The organism is Vibrio sp. 1159 (genome assembly GCF_033340395.1).
Classification (GTDB): Bacteria; Pseudomonadota; Gammaproteobacteria; order Enterobacterales; family Vibrionaceae; genus Vibrio; species Vibrio alginolyticus.
In genome coordinates this window covers 94,260-111,987 of sequence record NZ_JAWOWL010000007.1, presented here as the reverse complement: position 1 = coordinate 111,987, position 17,728 = coordinate 94,260, and the positions used below count along the sequence as shown (strand labels likewise).

Annotated in this window: 22 protein-coding genes; 17 read left to right on the top strand and 5 right to left on the bottom strand. The window is 41.6% G+C overall.

What is annotated here, in order from left to right; translation table 11 throughout:
• The first annotated feature begins 69 nt into the window (after positions 1 to 69).
• From R7127_RS08125 to R7127_RS08110, 4 genes are all read left to right on the top strand, one after another.
• On the top strand, positions 70 to 408 hold the full coding sequence (locus tag R7127_RS08125) for a hypothetical protein (RefSeq protein WP_206954448.1): 339 nt from the start codon (positions 70 to 72) through the stop codon (positions 406 to 408).
• Positions 409 to 465: 57 nt separating this feature from the next.
• Positions 466 to 741, top strand: a complete 276-nt coding sequence (locus tag R7127_RS08120; RefSeq protein ID WP_206954450.1) for a hypothetical protein — start codon at positions 466 to 468, stop codon at positions 739 to 741.
• Positions 742 to 1,015: 274 nt separating this feature from the next.
• Entirely contained in the window at positions 1,016 to 3,181 is a 2,166-nt protein-coding gene (dinG, locus tag R7127_RS08115) for an ATP-dependent DNA helicase DinG (protein ID WP_318148369.1), read from the top strand.
• Positions 3,182 to 3,309: 128 nt separating this feature from the next.
• Positions 3,310 to 3,753 (top strand): hypothetical protein, encoded by a 444-nt coding sequence (locus R7127_RS08110; protein ID WP_206954453.1) that lies wholly within the window; start codon positions 3,310 to 3,312, stop codon positions 3,751 to 3,753.
• 101 nt (positions 3,754 to 3,854) lie between these two features.
• On the opposite strand, the gene R7127_RS08105 is transcribed toward R7127_RS08110, so the two are convergent.
• Positions 3,855 to 4,412 carry a hypothetical protein gene (locus tag R7127_RS08105; protein WP_206954455.1) on the bottom strand — a complete coding sequence of 186 codons (558 nt, stop codon included), beginning with the start codon at positions 4,410 to 4,412 and terminating at the stop codon, positions 3,855 to 3,857.
• Positions 4,413 to 4,744: 332 nt separating this feature from the next.
• Between R7127_RS08105 and R7127_RS08100 the strand changes: the two genes are divergently transcribed.
• The 4 genes from R7127_RS08100 to R7127_RS08085 all read left to right on the top strand — a co-directional run bounded on the left by R7127_RS08100 (position 4,745) and on the right by R7127_RS08085 (position 6,581).
• On the top strand, positions 4,745 to 5,176 hold the full coding sequence (locus R7127_RS08100) for a hypothetical protein (RefSeq protein ID WP_206954457.1): 432 nt from the start codon (positions 4,745 to 4,747) through the stop codon (positions 5,174 to 5,176).
• 13 nt (positions 5,177 to 5,189) lie between these two features.
• Positions 5,190 to 5,342, top strand: a complete 153-nt coding sequence (locus R7127_RS08095) for a hypothetical protein (protein WP_206954458.1) — start codon at positions 5,190 to 5,192, stop codon at positions 5,340 to 5,342.
• Entirely contained in the window at positions 5,335 to 5,721 is a 387-nt protein-coding gene (locus R7127_RS08090; RefSeq protein ID WP_318148368.1) for a hypothetical protein, read from the top strand. The genes R7127_RS08095 and R7127_RS08090 overlap by 8 nt, the downstream gene beginning before the upstream one ends.
• A 146-nt stretch (positions 5,722 to 5,867) precedes the next feature.
• Positions 5,868 to 6,581, top strand: coding sequence for a DNA/RNA non-specific endonuclease (locus R7127_RS08085; protein WP_206954462.1), 714 nt, complete (start codon positions 5,868 to 5,870; stop codon positions 6,579 to 6,581).
• A gap of 142 nt (positions 6,582 to 6,723) precedes the next feature.
• Here R7127_RS08085 and R7127_RS08080 read toward each other — a convergent pair whose 3' ends face one another.
• Positions 6,724 to 7,758: a LytTR family transcriptional regulator DNA-binding domain-containing protein gene (locus R7127_RS08080; RefSeq protein ID WP_318148367.1), complete on the bottom strand. Its 1,035-nt coding sequence runs from the start codon at positions 7,756 to 7,758 to the stop codon at positions 6,724 to 6,726.
• A complete protein-coding gene (locus R7127_RS08075) occupies positions 7,745 to 9,028 on the bottom strand; it encodes a hypothetical protein (protein ID WP_318148366.1) in 1,284 nt (427 codons plus the stop codon). The genes R7127_RS08080 and R7127_RS08075 overlap by 14 nt, the downstream gene beginning before the upstream one ends.
• Before the next feature lie 285 nt (positions 9,029 to 9,313).
• On the opposite strand from R7127_RS08075, the gene R7127_RS08070 reads away from it, so the two are divergent.
• The 3 genes from R7127_RS08070 (at position 9,314) to R7127_RS08060 (ending at position 10,977) form a co-directional block, all read left to right on the top strand.
• The gene (locus R7127_RS08070) at positions 9,314 to 9,778 is read left to right on the top strand and encodes a hypothetical protein (protein WP_206954468.1); all 465 of its coding nucleotides are present in this window, start codon (positions 9,314 to 9,316) and stop codon (positions 9,776 to 9,778) included.
• 330 nt (positions 9,779 to 10,108) lie between these two features.
• The gene (locus R7127_RS08065; RefSeq protein ID WP_318148365.1) at positions 10,109 to 10,444 is read left to right on the top strand and encodes a hypothetical protein; all 336 of its coding nucleotides are present in this window, start codon (positions 10,109 to 10,111) and stop codon (positions 10,442 to 10,444) included.
• Between the two features lie 209 nt (positions 10,445 to 10,653).
• A complete protein-coding gene (locus R7127_RS08060) occupies positions 10,654 to 10,977 on the top strand; it encodes a hypothetical protein (protein ID WP_318148364.1) in 324 nt (107 codons plus the stop codon).
• Between the two features lie 168 nt (positions 10,978 to 11,145).
• Here the strand turns inward: R7127_RS08060 and R7127_RS08055 are convergent, their stop codons facing one another.
• Entirely contained in the window at positions 11,146 to 12,018 is an 873-nt protein-coding gene (locus R7127_RS08055; RefSeq protein WP_206954473.1) for a hypothetical protein, read from the bottom strand.
• Between the two features lie 111 nt (positions 12,019 to 12,129).
• On the bottom strand, positions 12,130 to 13,365 hold the full coding sequence (locus R7127_RS08050) for a hypothetical protein (protein WP_318148363.1): 1,236 nt from the start codon (positions 13,363 to 13,365) through the stop codon (positions 12,130 to 12,132).
• Positions 13,366 to 13,671: 306 nt separating this feature from the next.
• On the opposite strand from R7127_RS08050, the gene R7127_RS08045 reads away from it, so the two are divergent.
• From R7127_RS08045 to R7127_RS08020, 6 genes are all read left to right on the top strand, one after another.
• Positions 13,672 to 14,100 carry a hypothetical protein gene (locus tag R7127_RS08045; RefSeq protein WP_318148362.1) on the top strand — a complete coding sequence of 143 codons (429 nt, stop codon included), beginning with the start codon at positions 13,672 to 13,674 and terminating at the stop codon, positions 14,098 to 14,100.
• A 191-nt stretch (positions 14,101 to 14,291) separates the two neighbouring features.
• A complete protein-coding gene (locus R7127_RS08040; protein WP_318148361.1) occupies positions 14,292 to 14,840 on the top strand; it encodes a hypothetical protein in 549 nt (182 codons plus the stop codon).
• Between the two features lie 71 nt (positions 14,841 to 14,911).
• Complete coding sequence (locus R7127_RS08035) at positions 14,912 to 15,673, top strand: hypothetical protein (RefSeq protein ID WP_318148360.1); 762 nt, start codon at positions 14,912 to 14,914, stop codon at positions 15,671 to 15,673.
• A 533-nt stretch (positions 15,674 to 16,206) separates the two neighbouring features.
• A complete protein-coding gene (locus R7127_RS08030) occupies positions 16,207 to 16,653 on the top strand; it encodes a hypothetical protein (protein WP_318148359.1) in 447 nt (148 codons plus the stop codon).
• A gap of 211 nt (positions 16,654 to 16,864) precedes the next feature.
• On the top strand, positions 16,865 to 17,284 hold the full coding sequence (locus R7127_RS08025) for a hypothetical protein (protein WP_318148358.1): 420 nt from the start codon (positions 16,865 to 16,867) through the stop codon (positions 17,282 to 17,284).
• A complete protein-coding gene (locus R7127_RS08020; protein ID WP_318148357.1) occupies positions 17,277 to 17,567 on the top strand; it encodes a hypothetical protein in 291 nt (96 codons plus the stop codon). Before R7127_RS08025 ends, R7127_RS08020 begins: the two co-directional genes overlap by 8 nt.
• Positions 17,568 to 17,728: the final 161 nt, after the last annotated feature.

Here is a 17,728-nt window from a genome sequence, read left to right as displayed (position 1 = left end):
ACTATTGGGGAGTTGCCGGGAAAACACCTACGAAAGTTGGCCCTGAAACTTGCCGCTGAGAAATTGGGCGTGGATCAAATCAACTTTGGTTTGGAGATATATAAAACTCTCGGTATGACCAAGAACGAGGCTTTAAAAGATGGTCGGTCATGGCTTCTTCAAAATGGTGACAGTTTGAAGGTTGACCTTTTTTGGCATGACGTGCCACCAGCTTACCCACTGGATCAAATTGCTCGTACTTACCCTACTCCGGTAGGCGATATGCCAATACGTGAATCTGTTCGAATCGCATTGTCAAAAATGTCAGATCGAGAATTAGTGAATGCCATTGGTTCTCGAAGTCTTATTAACCCTGAGTTCATGGGAGAAGCTTTGCAACTTAATCTGGCGCGGAGCTACGACAGATGAAATCTACCAAGCTGTAGAAAAGCGTGAACAGTTAGTGGAAGAAAACAAGGTGGTATCGTGACTCCTATCCTCACTGAGCAATACAAAGATGAGTACTACCATTTAGCGGAAAAGCCGTGGTTAAGCGGCCAAGAAAATTGCCCTGTTTTTCTCGAAGATAAACTAACCTGCCAGGGGCGCTGCTTTTTCAACATAAAGACCAAAATGTGGGATGTTGAATTGGCAAAGGGTTGGGGAATGACTCTAATAGGCAGTCGTGACAACAAGGATGAAGCTATAGCTATTCTGTGGGAACGTAGAACAGAAGGAAGCTCATTCGATATCGGCATATAAAGTACATGCATCCGTTGAGACCGGTTTTCCTTTTAGATCATCGCTCAAGACGGGTGCATCTCTTGTGAACAGATTTGTGTCTGTTTATCTAACACTGGGAGTTTCTAAGTTACCGTAAAACAACTCTTCTATTTGTCACCATTTGCTTCAAATACTGGCAGTATCATTCCCATAAATACCCTCACTGACTACAGAAAAATCCTATTTATTAGTGACTTGTGCGTTACCCGATCCAGCTTACCATCATGGTATAAAGCTTATGGAGAAATGCAAAATGATTGAGAAAGTACCTGCTGCCAAGCCACTGGTTTTGACTGATAAAATCAAAGACGAAATTCGTGGACTATACAAAAGCGTTCAAAATGAACTTTCTGGTTTTAAACCGCGCAAAGAGCAAAGTTACCTTATAGCTGAAATTGCAAAAACTCTTGGCGGTGTCTACACGCAAAATGAAGGCGCGACTCGCCGCATAATAGCTGCCGAAGCTGGTACTGGTACAGGTAAGACATTCGCATACCTTATACCATCAATCGTTTTGGCTAAGGCTCTTAATAAGAAACTTATAGTATCAACAGCTAACGTAAGTTTGCAGAGTCAGCTTGAACTTAAAGACCTTCCATTACTTCAAAAAATTCGCCCTGATATGACCTTCAAGGTAGCGTTAGGGCGTAACCGTTATCTTTGCCGCCGCGATATTGAAGCCGTTGCTGTAGGCGCTCCCCCAGCGCGTAGTGAAGATACCTTATTCGACGACCAAGAAACTCTAGAGAAAGTATCCGGTGCAGATGCAGAACTACTCGAGCGCATGATCGAAAACTACGATATGAAAGCATGGGACGGGGTTATTGATAACTGGCCTGTAAAAGGTGAAGTTATTGCCTCAACGCTTTGGAACAAAGTGAATTGTAAGTCAGGCACATGCACCAAGCGGATTTGTCCCTACTTTGAAGAATGTGCTTTTCACAATGCACGTAAAACCCTTGATACAACGGATGTGATCATTGCAAATCACGCATTAACCATGACCAGTTTAGCGAATGGTGGCAATGTCCTACCTGCGGCTGACGAAGCCATTTGGGTGATCGATGAGGCGCATCATATCCCAAAACAGTATCGCTCTTCTTTTGAGCAAAAGGTAACAATTGAAAACAGCCTTGCTTGGCTTAAGAAGGTATCGCAAGCGGTGTCCAAACTTTCAATGGTTCATGGTCAGGAGATAAGCCAATCCATCGTCAAAGATGGTAAAGAGCTTGATGAAGTTGTTAAAGGCTGTGTAGAGGAACTACGCTCAGTAACAGACATGTTGCTGGCAAACTGCAATTTCTCTAGCGACTACTCTCAAGAACAAATTTATCGTTTTAAAGACGGTCTATTACCATCAGTGTTAGATACATCGCTAAGCAATTTATCAACAATGTCGGGCAAGATTAACCGTTGTGTATCAGCTCACACGAGCAAACTTCAAGAGTGCCTTGAGAAACGTAAGATCCCGTCCAGTTCTGCTATTGAAAAAATCCTGTCTGAGTCAAACCGTTTACAGGCTCAAACTGAGAGTTTTAACGCTATGTGGGAGTTGTTCACAAAGAACGAGCATAAAGGTGCCGTTATCGCTAAATGGGTAACGTGTGGTGGCAATGGTAAACCGGATTTGTCCTTTAATGCCGTGCCTATTAGCGTTGGCCAAGAACTTGAAGATACTCTTTGGTCTAAAGCCGCAGGAGCGGTCCTAACCTCTGCAACCGTAACGAGCCTTGGTAACTTTGACCGCTTTATGCTTGAGGCTGGCCTCCATGCAAACGATGGTACTCAGTACTGCCGTGTTAAAAGCCCGTTCGACTATCAGAATCAGGCTAGGTTAATCATCCCACCTATGAAATTTGAGCCAACTGCAAAAAATGAGGAACAGCACACGTCGGAGATCGTTCATTACACAGAGCAAATGGCACAAAAGCACAATGCGATGCTCATGCTGTTTACGTCTTACCGTCAGCTCAATCGCTATATTGAGTTAGTACCACCAGAACTTAGAACTGACATGCTAATTCAAGGACAAGATAGTCGCCCTATGCTCATTCGTCGACACAAGGAACGAGTGGACAATGGCAAAAGGTCAATCCTTGTAGGTGTAGCATCCCTTGGGGAAGGCATGGATCTTCCAGCTCATTATTTAACAGGAGTTGGTATTGCCAAACTACCTTTCGCTAACTTCAAAGAGCCTGTAGATGAAGCAGAAAGCGAGTTCATCAGTAATCGAGGTGGTAACCCTTTTTACGAATTAAGCTTGCCTGAAACTAGTGCAAAACTAATTCAGCAAGTGGGTCGTCTTATTCGCTCAGCACAATGCCAAGGCGAAGTACTTATCTTCGACCGCCGACTAAGTACTAAGAAGTATGGCGCGCAGCTTATTGATTCTTTACCGCCATTCAAACTATTCGCATAAACATTTTATCAGTGACGGGGTTCTAACCCCGTCACCTCAGACACGACAAACAAGTATTCTTCATTGATGGTTGCGGGATTTGCGAAATCCGTAAACTGGCTGCATAGAAACCAAACAGGACGCAGCTCATGACCACTCAGAAACAGACAGTATACGACTTTTCAAAATACATCACTGACAGCCATAATCCTCTGTACATCCCATCCATACACGGTAGCTTGCCAACTCAGTTAGCCATAGAGTTGATAGAGAAGGTGATCGAATCTAATTGGTGCTTGTCCCCACTGTTTTGTGGCTGCTTTGATACAAAAGAGCATGCCCTAGCTTTTGTGGAACAAGTAACGGACAGCCCCTTGATACTCGCTATCCCAACAATTGGCTATTCAGAAGTGGTTACCGTCAGCGTGTCGCACAATGGCGACCAATGGGTACTCACCGACTACGAGAACGACAGCACTCTGTATACTGCCTTTGTATCGCTTGAACAGCTGCCAGATGCTGCACACACGTTTGGCACTATCTGTGCGGATGAGAGTTTGGAGGAACTGGCCACCTTCAAACCGTCGACATAATTAACAGTCTATTGGATCTCGACAAACAAAGACTGCCCGTCTTTTGCATAATAAATACAGTGGTTACGGGTTTTCATTGCCCGTAACCGTTAAAGAGAGCATTAATCAACAGAGACTTGCCATTTCCCTCCAACGTCTTTTATCTCGTATGAATATCTGTACCCGTTACAACTTACGTCAAGTCCAGCGGAGAATGTCATCTCCATAATACTACTTACAGAATCACACCTATAACCGTTCTTTTGTATTAACGTTACCGAATTATTTATCAGTGTTGGATTGGAAGTGACATGATCTGAAACTAATGCATCTGACTCTAACCACGGGTTATTTAGGCGTTTTATTTTTGCAGATGATTGAGTTTGTTTGGAAGGATAGGATGGCTTTGAGAAGTAATCATACATAAGAGCAGCACCACCTACGATAACTATCAGAACATAAAAATAGTGCTTTACTGTGAAGTTGGTGTTTCCCGCATTAAGATTTGCCTTTAATCTTTCAGACAAAGTAGCGCTATTTATATTTGTCTCGATATTGGACTCAACCTCTGATTCGATTGATTTGTTTACACTCTCGCTAGTAGGACAGCCACAGCTGACACAGGCGGGGGCTTTATCACTATATTTTTTTCCACACTCACTACAATTTATTAATGCCATTGCTTATAAACACCTTAACTTTTATATGCAACTGATTTTAACACATAGCTAATTGATTGATAGTTGGTTCTTTATGCAAATTGGAAGTGCTTAGACCAATAACAAGACTCGGTTAAAAAATCATGCTGGAACTTCAAGTCATCAGTTCGCTCTCTGAGCGAAGGAAGTCAATGCAACCGTAGATTAGCTTTGATGATTTCTACTCTCGGTGTACCAAATACCCACATTTTTCTTCCAAGCAAACCGCGTTTAATAATTCCCCTTTCACCTCTATTGCGCGTTGGTTGATCGCGCTTATCTTGGAATAACTAATTCGAGATAAGGTAATCAACATGAAAGATACACAGCTTCTCAATCCTCAAAATCAATCTACCGTTGTAGTCGCTTTACGCATGATGCAATCACTTATAGAGCAGCAAGGTGGCAAAGAGAGCATCACCAATCAGTTTTCAGAGTCGATTAAAGATGGTTGGAAATGTCCGACTGCCGACTCGATTGATGCACTAATAAAAGATATCAACGTTGAGCACCATTTTAATTCGATGGACTTAAAACCAGTACTAAATGGCCATGAGCGTTATTTAAACCTGTTAGTTTTGATCGAGTATGACCATGACCGCGTTCCTAATTCAGTCTTAGAAGCGTTATGGGACGGCGTTAACTTTAATCGCAATGGTGAAATCATTGACCAGACCCACCACAAAATCACGGGTTGGCAATACATGCCAGAGTTGCCAAGGAAATCCCTTGATATCAATAAGTAATCAATCGCCGCAAATGAACACAGAACCTATGGGCTTTGAACAGTTTAACGAACTGGCCCAGCTTGTTAACCAATTACCGGAAGAGACAGACGACAATGGTAACTACCAATACAAAGAGCATTTCCAACGTGTTTACACGCCTAAGCCACGCAGCTCTTGTGAGTAACCCTGATTCAGACACTTGTCAGATAAGCAAGAATGACCTCACCACCCTATTGATGTCCTATCGGTTTGAGCTTGGCAATCAGGATAAAGAATTTCCGGTTGATGAACTACCAGTAGAAGAAACTCGGGCTACTTTGCTTCGCCACCTTTTCAGTGACAATTTGAAGAATATTTTTGCGGTGTCCATCTTGATCGATGATAAGTACGAAGAAACCTATCACATCGAGACGACTGACGGTGTTCCACCTAAATATGAAGATATACAGCTTGAAGTGAATTCACTCATTCGAAGCCGGTATCACGAGGGTTCAAGTTTCGAAGTAACCAACGTTACCTCTGTGAAAGATAGTCTCGATGCATCACCAGTTAAATTCACCTAACTACGGTTGCATCCGGTAAAGAGCGGCTTTATGCCGCTTTTGTCGGTTATCTCGCAAATTCTATCAACCATAACTTGGCATCACACTAGTTTGTGAGTCAATTAATTCCATTTCCCCTGTACATCATCCACGGAGAAAACTGATACATGAAAACCGTACTGTTTACTATGCTGCTTACTTTTTCCGGCATAGCAAATGCTGAGATTATTCACCGACAATATGAAGGGTTCGAACTGGACATCGATTGTGACCTACGAGGCGCTGTAAGTTACCACTACACACTTGACCGGGATATGGGTGACATTGACCGAAAGAAGGAGTTCACCTTTGACACGGACATACCATCTCGTTGCCAACAGACTAGTACTGATGCGTACCGCGTGAACGGAAAGAGTACTTTTGACCGTGGCCACGGTGTTCCAGCGAACCACATAGATAATTCTGAGGTAGGCATTGCACAGACCAATCATATGGTAAACATATGGCCACAGCACCGAGATTTGAACCGTGGCGCACTTAAGCAAACGGAACTAATTGCCGAATGCTACCGTGACATTGAACCTCTTGATATATATGGCGGCATCATCAAGGGCGCATCTCCAGCGAATACCGACTACTTGAAATCTCATGGCATCGTCACACCAGGGTATTTCTACAAATTGATTGTCCGTAAAGATCGGGCGCTTGCATGGATTCTGCCTAACAAGGCTGGCATGAAAAAATCTGTGCTTGATAGATACCTAGTGTCTGTGGATGACCTAGAGAAAATTACTGGAAAGTCTTTCCCTATGACATCTGACATGAAGGCGGGAAAACCGGAGCACTCTTGGATGATACCTAGAGGCTGTGGATGGAGCTAAGCAATGGCCAGCAACACTGGCCATTACCTTTCGGGAACAATCTACCGGGATTTGAACCGGAATCGGGTTGCTAAGTGGTTGGAGATGGTTTCTGCTTGCCAAACCTATAGATTTAAAAAGGGAGGTCGAGCAACCTGCCGACTTAATCTGTATTTAGGTTTGTAGATAGCTCAGGCTCAATCTTCGCTTTGTTTGGTGTTACCTTCATCATTTTATCTTTGATACCAACAAAATAAGCAGCCCCAATCTCTTGTCTTATTTCATTACCTTTGACTTCGATAACTAGTACATGATCCTTGTCAGTCCTACCAAGCTTAATCTGACTGTATTCACCTATCGTCTCAGTGTTGATAAGGCATGAACGGCTAATTTTTAAATAGTTATCGCTGAACGAGTTTTCCAGCTCAGATAAGGAACAACGTATCTTCTGAGTTGTGCCATTGGTAAAGTGCAATGTCGCATACGGATGAACGTATGTGGCATATAAAAAATCCTTATTAAGCACAAAACCACGCTTATTCTTTGAAATAATTTTTTCAATATTCTTTAGCCGTAGATCGGCCATTGAGTCATCTGCTGTTGGCTTGAAGTCTCTAAACTTGGCGATTTGTCTATTCCTTCGGGATTCGCAGCATCGATGTACAAACCAAAAGAAACCGAGCTGACACATCGCAAAGATGAAGAACAAATAGGGGTTAAGACTCAGACTCTTATACCAGGGTAAATCAATTCGATTTGAAACAACCCATTGCACTTTGCCTAAATCGAGCTCACCCATCTTGAGTTGCGATTCACCGTGAAACGTATCTCTATTTGGCATACTAGCAATTTTTGCTAGCGTATCGTCACGTGTACAAGCTACACGCTCAGCTTGCTGGTGGCGATTGACAGAAATTAATTTCAGACTTACACAGCCACTTATCATTGGAGCTTTTTTTTCAAAGCTCTCGATAAATGCATTCATATGGCGTTCGAGACCTGCAACGTTAAAATAATACGCATTTTCGTACACAAGATCAGATGATGCTCGGTATCTGACAGCCTCATCAAACACTCCCTTTTCGATTCTCAACTTGTTTGTTGTATCTATTCCAGAGAGTACAAAAAGCCCTAAATTGGCGCCAAGGATGAACAATGCAGAGACTAAGATCAAAGCGTTATCTTTAATGAATTTCATTATATTCAACTACTTGATTTGTGGGTTCCATCGTTTCTAGATGCATGATTTGGTCATTTTTTAGTTCGAATAGATACATAGGTTTATCCGCAAAACCATCATCGTCAAATTCGAAACTATTACCTGTGGTAAGCGTGTTGTAAGGTGACTTTATAATTAAATCCATCAGCTCTGTTGGAGTAGTTTCAGCTGTGTAGTCTGAGCTTACCGCCATCAACACTTTCATTAGATCATAAGCCACTGTTACGTGGGACGGGATTGTTTCACTGTCACAGTAAGTATCAACAATGCGTTGTATTGAACTAAGTTTGCGTCTCTGTTCCAATGAATTTCTTATGCTTGAGCGATCGAAGTCCCATTGAGAAAGAAACAGTACCTTCACATCATCTGAAACGCTGCCGATGATGGCTTTGAACTCACCTCGGTGAAGCTGTGAGTTACCGGCAAAGAAGATAATGTCCTTTTTATTTAAATGAACGATTTTGTCATAAAGGATACCAACCTTATTGCTATACATAGGAGCAAAGACAAACGAACCGTTCGGAACTCTCTGCAGCATGTCTTCCAAACGTTCATTTTCTAAACCGAGAGGTAGTACCGTTATATGCTTTTGAGGGTTTATTTTCTTTACTTCACGCTTAAATAATTCGGTGTATTCATTCGAGTAATTGCTTAGCAAGTTAGGAATGATGAAAAATGGTCTTGAACTGTAATGTTCTAAGGCATACCTAGCAGTAAAAGCAGCAGCCGTTTTATTTGATGATGATATGCTGATGCCTTTATACCCAGGCTTGATGACGCTCAGTGAAGTAGCACTCGTAACGTATGGTATTCCGGATATGGAGAATACGTCTGCAGCCGACTCTGCTTGGTTTGATGTAAGATGAATCAGGGCTACCTGTACACCTTGTTCTACAAGAGCTTGGGCAGCTTTCGCACTTGCTATTGCGTAGTTACTATCAACTTCCTGAAAAATAAATCGAATCTGGTCGTCACTGTTGTACAAATAGTAAGAGCGGGCCATACCGCGAACAACGCAAGAACGTTCAAAATTGATGAAATTGGATTTATTTGTGCTGTTGCTAACGATGATCCCAACTTTAAAAGGTTGTTCTGTACTTGAAACTGTTTCGTATGGTGCCGCTTGCACATTAACAATCGATAAGCATGCGTAGACCAGTGTTGTGCACACCAACAACCAGGCGCTATCAAACCAGTTGCCCCAATTTGATGACTTATGAAGCAAATTGTTAACGAATTTTCGTTTCACAAACGACATTTTACCTAATATTTTTCGATTATTAAAATAAACTTAAGTGTATGTTTTTAAAGCACTTTTCGTTAACAATAGTGAATATTCAAACACTTTTATTAACATACCAACTGTTAAAGTTTTAAAAACGCCTCATTTTCAATTATTGTGATGTTCTCCCCAAAATTAACGCTTCTGGCATTCGGGGAGATTCTGGGGGAATTGACTAAAAACAACTCAAAGAAGTTGGTTAATCACCCTATCTAGTAAAAAAAACAAAATAAAAAAATATGAGCCAAAAACATGTTTAATACTAAACAGAATGAAAGTTACATCGATCATCTTGAGAACTGCTGCAATTCGGATGATCTATTAGCTGAAGTAACACCCTCAAACGTCATCAATTTATTTACTGAAATTGCGGCTGAATTCGGCAATGGTGATTTAACCTACTCCTTCGACAGTGACACCCTGACTCTACTAGTTGATATTGATGGAGTGAATGGTTCTATTGCTGTAGGCGATCTAGACCCATACAAAACGTGGAACGCCAATGGCTCAACCGACTTCTTTGTGCTTCGAGCGATCCTGTCAGTGGCACCTACACACCTAAATGAGCTCAATCGTTCTCACCCAAATACTAAATTTTACCTGGACGGGAATAATGTTTTGGCTGAGGAACCGTTTTACCTTTCCTATGGCGTGGCAACGCTAAACGTCCTTGACCGCTTTTCAGCCTTCATCAAAACCGTCAACGCTGTTTGTTAATGACGATTTAGCTCAGGCATACCTCACATTCAATAGTGACGGGATTATACAGATTTTCTAATTGTTAAAAACCACAATAAATTGACTCTGTTATAATTCTGTCACTTTGATTCATACCCCATCCCATTGTTATTTAATAAATATAGTTCGATCATATGGTTACCGTCTTACATACTAACCGCCCTGCTCGTTTGCGCGATTTATACGTTATCGCAATCTGTTATTCCTAAATTTTCTATATCAAAATTAACCAGATGCATCATTGGAACTTTGCAGTATTCAATTTTGTTTAAGTTAAATGCATCAAAATTTCACAAGGAATAACTGAACGTGCAATACATGCAATTACTAGAGTCAATAAAGCAAATGGCTCTCACTTTTGATAGCTCTGAAAGGACCGAATTCCTGAAAAACGCCTTGCAGCGAATCCTTAATTACAAAGAAATTTTTGTACACAAGGAACAGCTACCACCATCATGTCTAAGTAACGCGTTTTCATCACTAAAGCAGCATGAACAAGTCATTTGTGAACATGGTATCGAAGCTATGAATCTCACCATTTTGTACCTTGATGATTTGCTTGGACAACATGATACCGATGTACCTGAACCATGCATTTCTAAATACGACCGTCAAAAGATGCTCTATGTGCCTCACGTTCAATAGAAATTAACCACTACACTTAGGCCAAAGTAATAATGGTAATTGTGCATGCCTGACAAACTTATAGTGACAGGCAGCCAGTGCCCCTTAAGCCCTTACTTGGACTCTTACTTAAAGGGTGAAAAACGGGATATGGCGCATGAAGAAATTCGACTGTTATAATTGGCCTACTGGGTTGTTTGAAATCAAGATTAATAGGAATTGGGCAAAGAGTGATACCTCAGAAAATTGCAAATTTAGAGCAGAGACTAGAGATTTGGCAGCAAGAAAGGGCAAACTGGCTTTGTCAGCAAATCCCTCTGGTTTTGGTTGTTTCAGTTAGCGTGTGTAGTGGTCTTATGTATCTAGGATCGTTCTCGGAGCCCGGTCTAAAATCATCATGGTTACTATGGGGGGCGGTCTTCGGAATTGGTCTAGCTATCACACCAATAAAGCTGAATTACCCAAAGAAACCTACTCAATCTGATGTAGAAGCAGACATTGAAATCCGTAAGGCATTTAATATGGACGCGTCTGTGAGCAATGAAAGGGAATAAAGGAAAGCAACTCCTTATACAATCTTAGAGCTGGCATGATCTTGTTGATAAGTATGCAGGCTTCTAAGAGTGCCCGGCAAAATTCATCTATAAGTAACGCATCCGTAGAGATTACTATATCCGATTGCTAAAAAGGCTCCATCTGGAGCCTTTAGCTATTTGAATTTGTTATGGGAGTTTAGTTAGTGTAATGGACTCAACTAGATTCCCCTTCCATTCGGCCTCCGATTTTGAATTAACGCCATAATAAACATCAAATAAGTCATTCTCTTTTAAACCTAAACTCATTTTGACACGTCTCACTCGAGTCGCCCCGTCTACATTAAAGTCGATGTACTCTTGGTGTACTTGAGAAACAAGGGGTTTAATGGTGAGGTGTTGCTTGTTCAGCCAACGGTTTATGGCGTCCTTCAGTGTTACCTCTGTACTGCACAGGTCATTTAATTCTTGGTCTGTAAACTTAGCGTTAGGCACTAGCATGGGTAAGATTACTTTTAGCTTACTGAACTTATAGACCACTGAATAATCAATCCCCTTAAGGTGACTTGACCACATCGCATAGCAACCAAACTGTTCTGCATGATTAAACGGGATAAGAATGCGTGTGACGTATTCGCCACCAAAGCCATTACTTACAGCGAAAACGTCATCAGGTTGCGGTACCCATGCTACGTGACCACCGCATGCCTCTGCCATCATCTGAGCCGCTTCAAGAGCTAACTTGTGGTTATCGTAAGCTTCTTCTCTAGTTTGTGAGTCTGTGCTTTCGTCAAATGCCTCGGTATGAGTCAGACAAAGGTACTTAGCTCCACCGTAGAGAACTGAATAAGCGACATTGCAATGAAGTAATCCACCAGCAAGGCCAATAATATCTTCTCTTACAAATTCGGCTTCAATCTTAGTTAGTGGATAAATACCACTCTCTTGGTCATCGTAATCAAGTTGATGCTTGTCCAGGTATCGATATGATTCTTCGACGGCTTCACAACAACCGTTTGTTAAGTAGTGTATTTGTTGAGGGTTAATGAGGAGTGGTTTCATTAAATTGCCTTTGGTTGTTTGGTTTTCTTCCAAAGTAATCGGAATAGCCAAACGCACAAGACGTAAAAAATGGCGCCCGGTAAGACCGAAGCGCCAGTTATAAAATTATAACTACTTTAGACTCCTAACCCATTCTATCTGTGAATTCACTACATTGTATGAGTTCCGCATTTCTTCTGCGAGCGACTGGCTTAACCCTGTAAGTATTCGAATCTCCCTGCCATGCTCTGCTCGGTCGAGTACCAAAATCTCTTCGTTTAGCAACAACACGTCCTTACTTAGCTTTGAAACTTTTTGCAAAAATTCAGGGCCAGAACAATTCATCTCATTAACTCGGTTGGCGTGCTCCAGCTCCGCGCTAAATTCCTTGTGGGCTAACCCTTGTTCTACCAACTGCGTCAAAGTACCTATTTGTGGTTCTAATGCTTTGTGAAAAAGCTTAGTAAATTTGCTATCAATGTATTCAAAGTCAGTGTCTTGACCCTTAACCAATAAATGGAAGTGGCGAATACTCTCTATATGCTTGCTTATTATCGCAGTGGCCTTATCGAGTGACTGAAGGAGTTCATAGGATAACAGCCAAAATTCTCTTGGCCTTTCATCTTTATAAAGTTGCCCGAGTTTTTCAACGTCTTGGTCCTTCATGAGCTTATTCAATATTTTGGCGAGCATTTCTTCGGCCTCACATGCCGCTTTAAACATCTGGTTAGCGGTAAACGTCTTCTTGTTCCATGACAGGAACTCATTCGTCAATGCGAGCATGAATGTGTTTGCGTCATACTGCCTTTCAACCTGTTGCTTGTAATCAACGTTCTGTCCTTGAATCGCTTTCGCATGAAATAGTCCAAGAGGTAGCATCAAAAGGAATGCAACTGTGAAGTTAACAAGATGATATGTGTCATAAACGGCCCAATTGATGTGTAGATAGTTAGCACATAGTTGAGAAATGCAGGTCAACAGGAGTAGGTTCAAAGGCTCAAAGGAAACTGAGACTGACATCAGGCCGAATGCGATAAATGCAGCCGGGAATGGCGTTAGTATCAGCCACAGGTATATATCTTTAAGCCCTTTAATTAAAATCATGTACAAAGCGCTGATGATCAAACCGATCAGATAGAAAGCACCAAAGTCAGTTATATAGGGTGTAAACCAAGAAGATACTCCAGGCATGATTTTTAGTTCGTCATGCTTGGAGTGTATTAAGTCGACTAACGGTGACAGCAATTGCTTATCCTGGATAAGCAGCAGTAAGAGCGCAAATATAAACCCTGAGACAATACCCGACATCCAGTTATACGGTTCAGGCTTAACAGGGATTGTCCGAGCAACCTTGATGACTTCTTCCATTCCCTTCCAGCCGTGCTGTTTCGGATCAGGCAACTCAGTAGTCATATACCGCTCGTGTGACGACAATGTTTTTTCTTTCTCAAAAGTATCAATGAGATCTTTGTATCTCAGTTTGAGAATAGTTTTCAAATTTCAAACCCTCAAATATTTGGCCCAATCGTACGACCACAAACTAAAAACCAAGATGCTTATTGCACGTTTAATTTTTATTGTTTTAATAATTACTTACGTAACTGATATTTTGCGTTTTAATGAATTAATTTTCAACCTATGTGGGTTATCACCAGTTTTTATTAAGGAAAAATCATGTGCTCCAACCTTAAAAATCCAATGCCTGAATTCGATATTACCGACACGACTTACTTGTATAACTGTGCGGGGGATTACGTTGGGGAAGAAGAAAAAGCGGCCTACTACGATTCTGACCGTGCTCAACACCTTTGTCATATCGTATCGAACTGGGTTGGTGCCGAATTTGCTGTTGTCCTAAGGCGTGGAGTTTTAGGGGTTATCGCTGAGCAGGAATTTTCTGATATGTCTATTCGAGACAAAGCGATAACTGAGCTTTTACCTGTTTACTCCAAGTTCAACGGTGTACGACACATTCATGTCGGCTTGATCGATAACGACTCTATCTGGCCTCAAATGTTTTTACCCGCGAGTGTTGTTTTTGACCATGTACCACTATCAACCAGTGCCGTCGAAGCATTCTCAAAAGCCATAGAAAATCTATGAAGAGTACACTAACACTCACATAATGTTACTGAGCGGGTCCGTAAATGACTCGCCCAACTCCAAAAATCACATACTTCACATTTAATTATTAAAGTTTATTATATCCACTTCATGCTTAACCCTATTGTGCGATTTCAAACATCGCTTTTAATAGTAACTGTTAATCACATTAAATACTCATAGGTTAAAGCATGACTAAATCAAACACTCTAGAACCGGGCGTCGTCATATCACGTAATGGCGTGAACTACTTAACAACCAACTATGAAGCTGATAGCGAATATGTGTCGGTAGTTTGCATAGAAGACACGGACCAACGCGGTCAAACGTACCAACTTCATATCGAAGAGTGTGTCATCAATGATGAAAGCATCATTGTTGTTAACCGCAGTGAACTTGAATGGATCGTTGACGACATCGATTCTGAGATGATTGCAGCTTTAGAAGATAAGCCCCACGAGCATCTTTTTCTAACCCTCAAACAGCACCAGAAGTTTTATCTACCTAAAACACTGCAAGCTATGATGAATATCAAAGAGGAAGGCTCAGAAGATGGAGAAATGGGTGTTATTTTCTTTGGTGATCAAGAACCCCTTTTCATTGACGAAATCAAGAAGCTGTTTGGATTCTTCGATCAATTAACTATCACGGATGCTTGTGAAACCGGCGCTTCAATTTATGTGAAGAGTTCCAGTCTAAACATCGAAGGCTTCATCGGTGTTAGCTTCAACGGCAAGTGAATTTGATGGCCACCAGTATCTCTGCTGGTGGCCCACAGGAACAACGTAAGTATTAAAGCTTAAGGCAACCCATGAACCAACTAAATAATGACCTCTATGTAGGACGTGAACATCGTCGCCCTGGTTACAAGGTAAAAGACATCGACTCTTTTACCCTTATGACAAAGACTGGTGCAAGCATAGAAAATATTGCCCTACACCTCGATACAACCCCTATTATGATAATGGTAACTGAGGTATTTCCTGGGGTTGAATCACGGAGGCATCCGGGTGAAACACTTCCACATGCAGCTCGCCTGAATTGCGTAGCCCCTGATGTCGTACATTATCGCCATAACCAAAAAGATGTTCATGTCAGGACAGCTCGTTTGCATAACCTCGAACAGAATGCGAGAAAGAACCTTGCCCTATCGCGTGGAGTAGGTCAGGGAGTATTTATCCTACGCGCACCAAATGTATCACCTATCGAGTCGGCAGAAGACCTAAGAAACAACGGTATTCAGTTTGTTGTGTCAAAGGTGTCGCCTAACCGTCAAGCTCGTATTGTTGTTTCAGCAAGTGATAAGTGGCTGGTTGTTCGTTCTGAGTTATACAACCCAGATGCAATGTTGCGCCCTGCCCCCTCAGATACAGAGCAACAAATGAATAATGCGATTAAAGAATGTCTTAAAGCCCCAATATTAGACGATTACGAATACCTCATTGGATATGAGAGACAACTGGTGCGTGTACTCGATGTTATTGAAGGACAGAGAGTAAAAACCGAAAGTGCTCAAGAGCTCTACATGAAACTCAAAGAGGTACAAAGAAGGTTAGCTCTTTGCGAGGCTTAGAAAATAAAAAGGGCGTTAGCTCATATTCAACTAACGCCCTTTTCCACCCACTAAGGCTAGTTAACTGGAGTGATATCTAGCCTTATCTACACAATACCTACTTTCACCATAAAAACAACCGCCATTGATTTGGTACGTAGCTAGACAGTTCCTTGCCCATTTCGCTGGGAAATCACCACAGCAGTCACCCCAAACACCTCCCCCGCTTTCCTTTTATCATGATCACCATCCCCGAAGTCCTACAGAACTTCTACAGTAATACAATATCACTGAGATGTAGCTAACATGTCTTCTAAGAGGTCTTGTTTGACGCCAGATTAGCTCAACTATCAATAAGACACTTTCCGACAAATATCCAAACACTACGTCGATTTATATGTTTCGCGTTTTAATACAAGCCATACAATAATAATTGAACTCGCAGTAATATATAATTCATTCTGCGATGAAAGAGATACGTTACACAGTAACTATTTAATCCAAGCCATCAATCAACACATGTTGGCGCAGCAATTCCCTAAACTGGAGAAATTATGGATTTGAATACCAGTATGACAATCGCCGTTGGTCTAGGACTTGGCATTGCTATCCACTTTTACTTAAAAGCTAAAAAATCACGTGAAGAAAAAAAAGAAGCTGATGCACTTGATGCTGTAGGCAAACGATTGGAGAAACCAATTCGCCGGCCACAACCCAAGGTCAACTCAAAAAATTCAAGTTACCCATCGGCAGGGAGAGTTAATAGTCGCAAGTCTGGAGGCTCACGAACGGTGCGATACAGGGATGATTACGACACTAATGATTTGGTAGGTAACGTGCTAGTTAGTACAGCCATTTTGGATTCAATCGAACCAGAGACAAAAACTTATAGTGGAGGCTCTGAGTCAAGCTCTGACTCTGGCATTAATACCTCAAGCTCTGACTCTGGCATTAATACCTCAAGCTTTGATTCTGGTGACAGCGATTCAAGTTGTGACTGATTGAAGGTTTATTAGTAGCACGTGGCCGCGTAGTTAGCATTGAGTAATAAAACCAGCCACGTTTCAGAGCCTGCATATGCGGGTTACCCAATGAATACCAATTCGTAACCAGCAGGTTCTTAGTAATCAATAATTTTTACAGCAGTGGACTAGGTTGAGTTTGGACGCCAAGTTAACTGCATAAATGCAACCGTAAGAAGAGATTTAATTAATGACCATACACGCCACCAGCGATGAAGTACTTAACAAACCATTATCCGTGTACAACACAGACGACGAGAATGAGCCAGTACTGCCTAAAGGCTATTATAAGGCTGCGTTATGGGGGTGTGCTGGATCACCAGAAATTATCGTTTATTCAGACGGTAAGCAATACTTCTCTTTTGACAGCGCCAAACCATCTGAACCTTTGGATCCAGACGACTTTATGATCTCTCAGATTCCCCTCTTTCCATCAGCAACTGAAGAGTCATTGAAGTATACGCTAAACCAAGCGTTGGAATTCATAGTGAAGACTGGTAACGACTATAAACGAGACCACCACCTAAGCATTCACCATGCTATTGAAGCAGGCTCTTTGGTTACTGAAATCGAATCAATTCTAAATATAAAGAGCACAGGCAATGACTGAATTAGCTAAAGAACCCCCACATACATGGAAAGACGACATACAAAAACTGGTCCTTGGTGCCATCTCATTTAATCTTGGTTTTTTCGGCTTACTGCTACGATTTGGAATTATCCAATTTAGTGAAAGTGCTCCAGAAGAATGGCGCTATATCTTAGAAACTCTGACACACCAGCTCCTGTTCATACCAGCGTGCATAACTTTGTTTGGTCTTGGAATATTATTTATTTGGATAGTGCTTGATGAGCCGATTAAACAGCTAAGAGCTTGGTTGAAGAATAACTAACTCGATTTACACTGTACGCGCCATGTGCAGTGTGCTTTTTATAAACATTCCACTAGAGGTGTAGCAATCTTGAACCTAAACGAAGCTTTTAATCAAATAGTTCTAAGGTATATCGATGCCTACGTTGAGCTTCACGATGAAATTAATTCTACGATCATCAT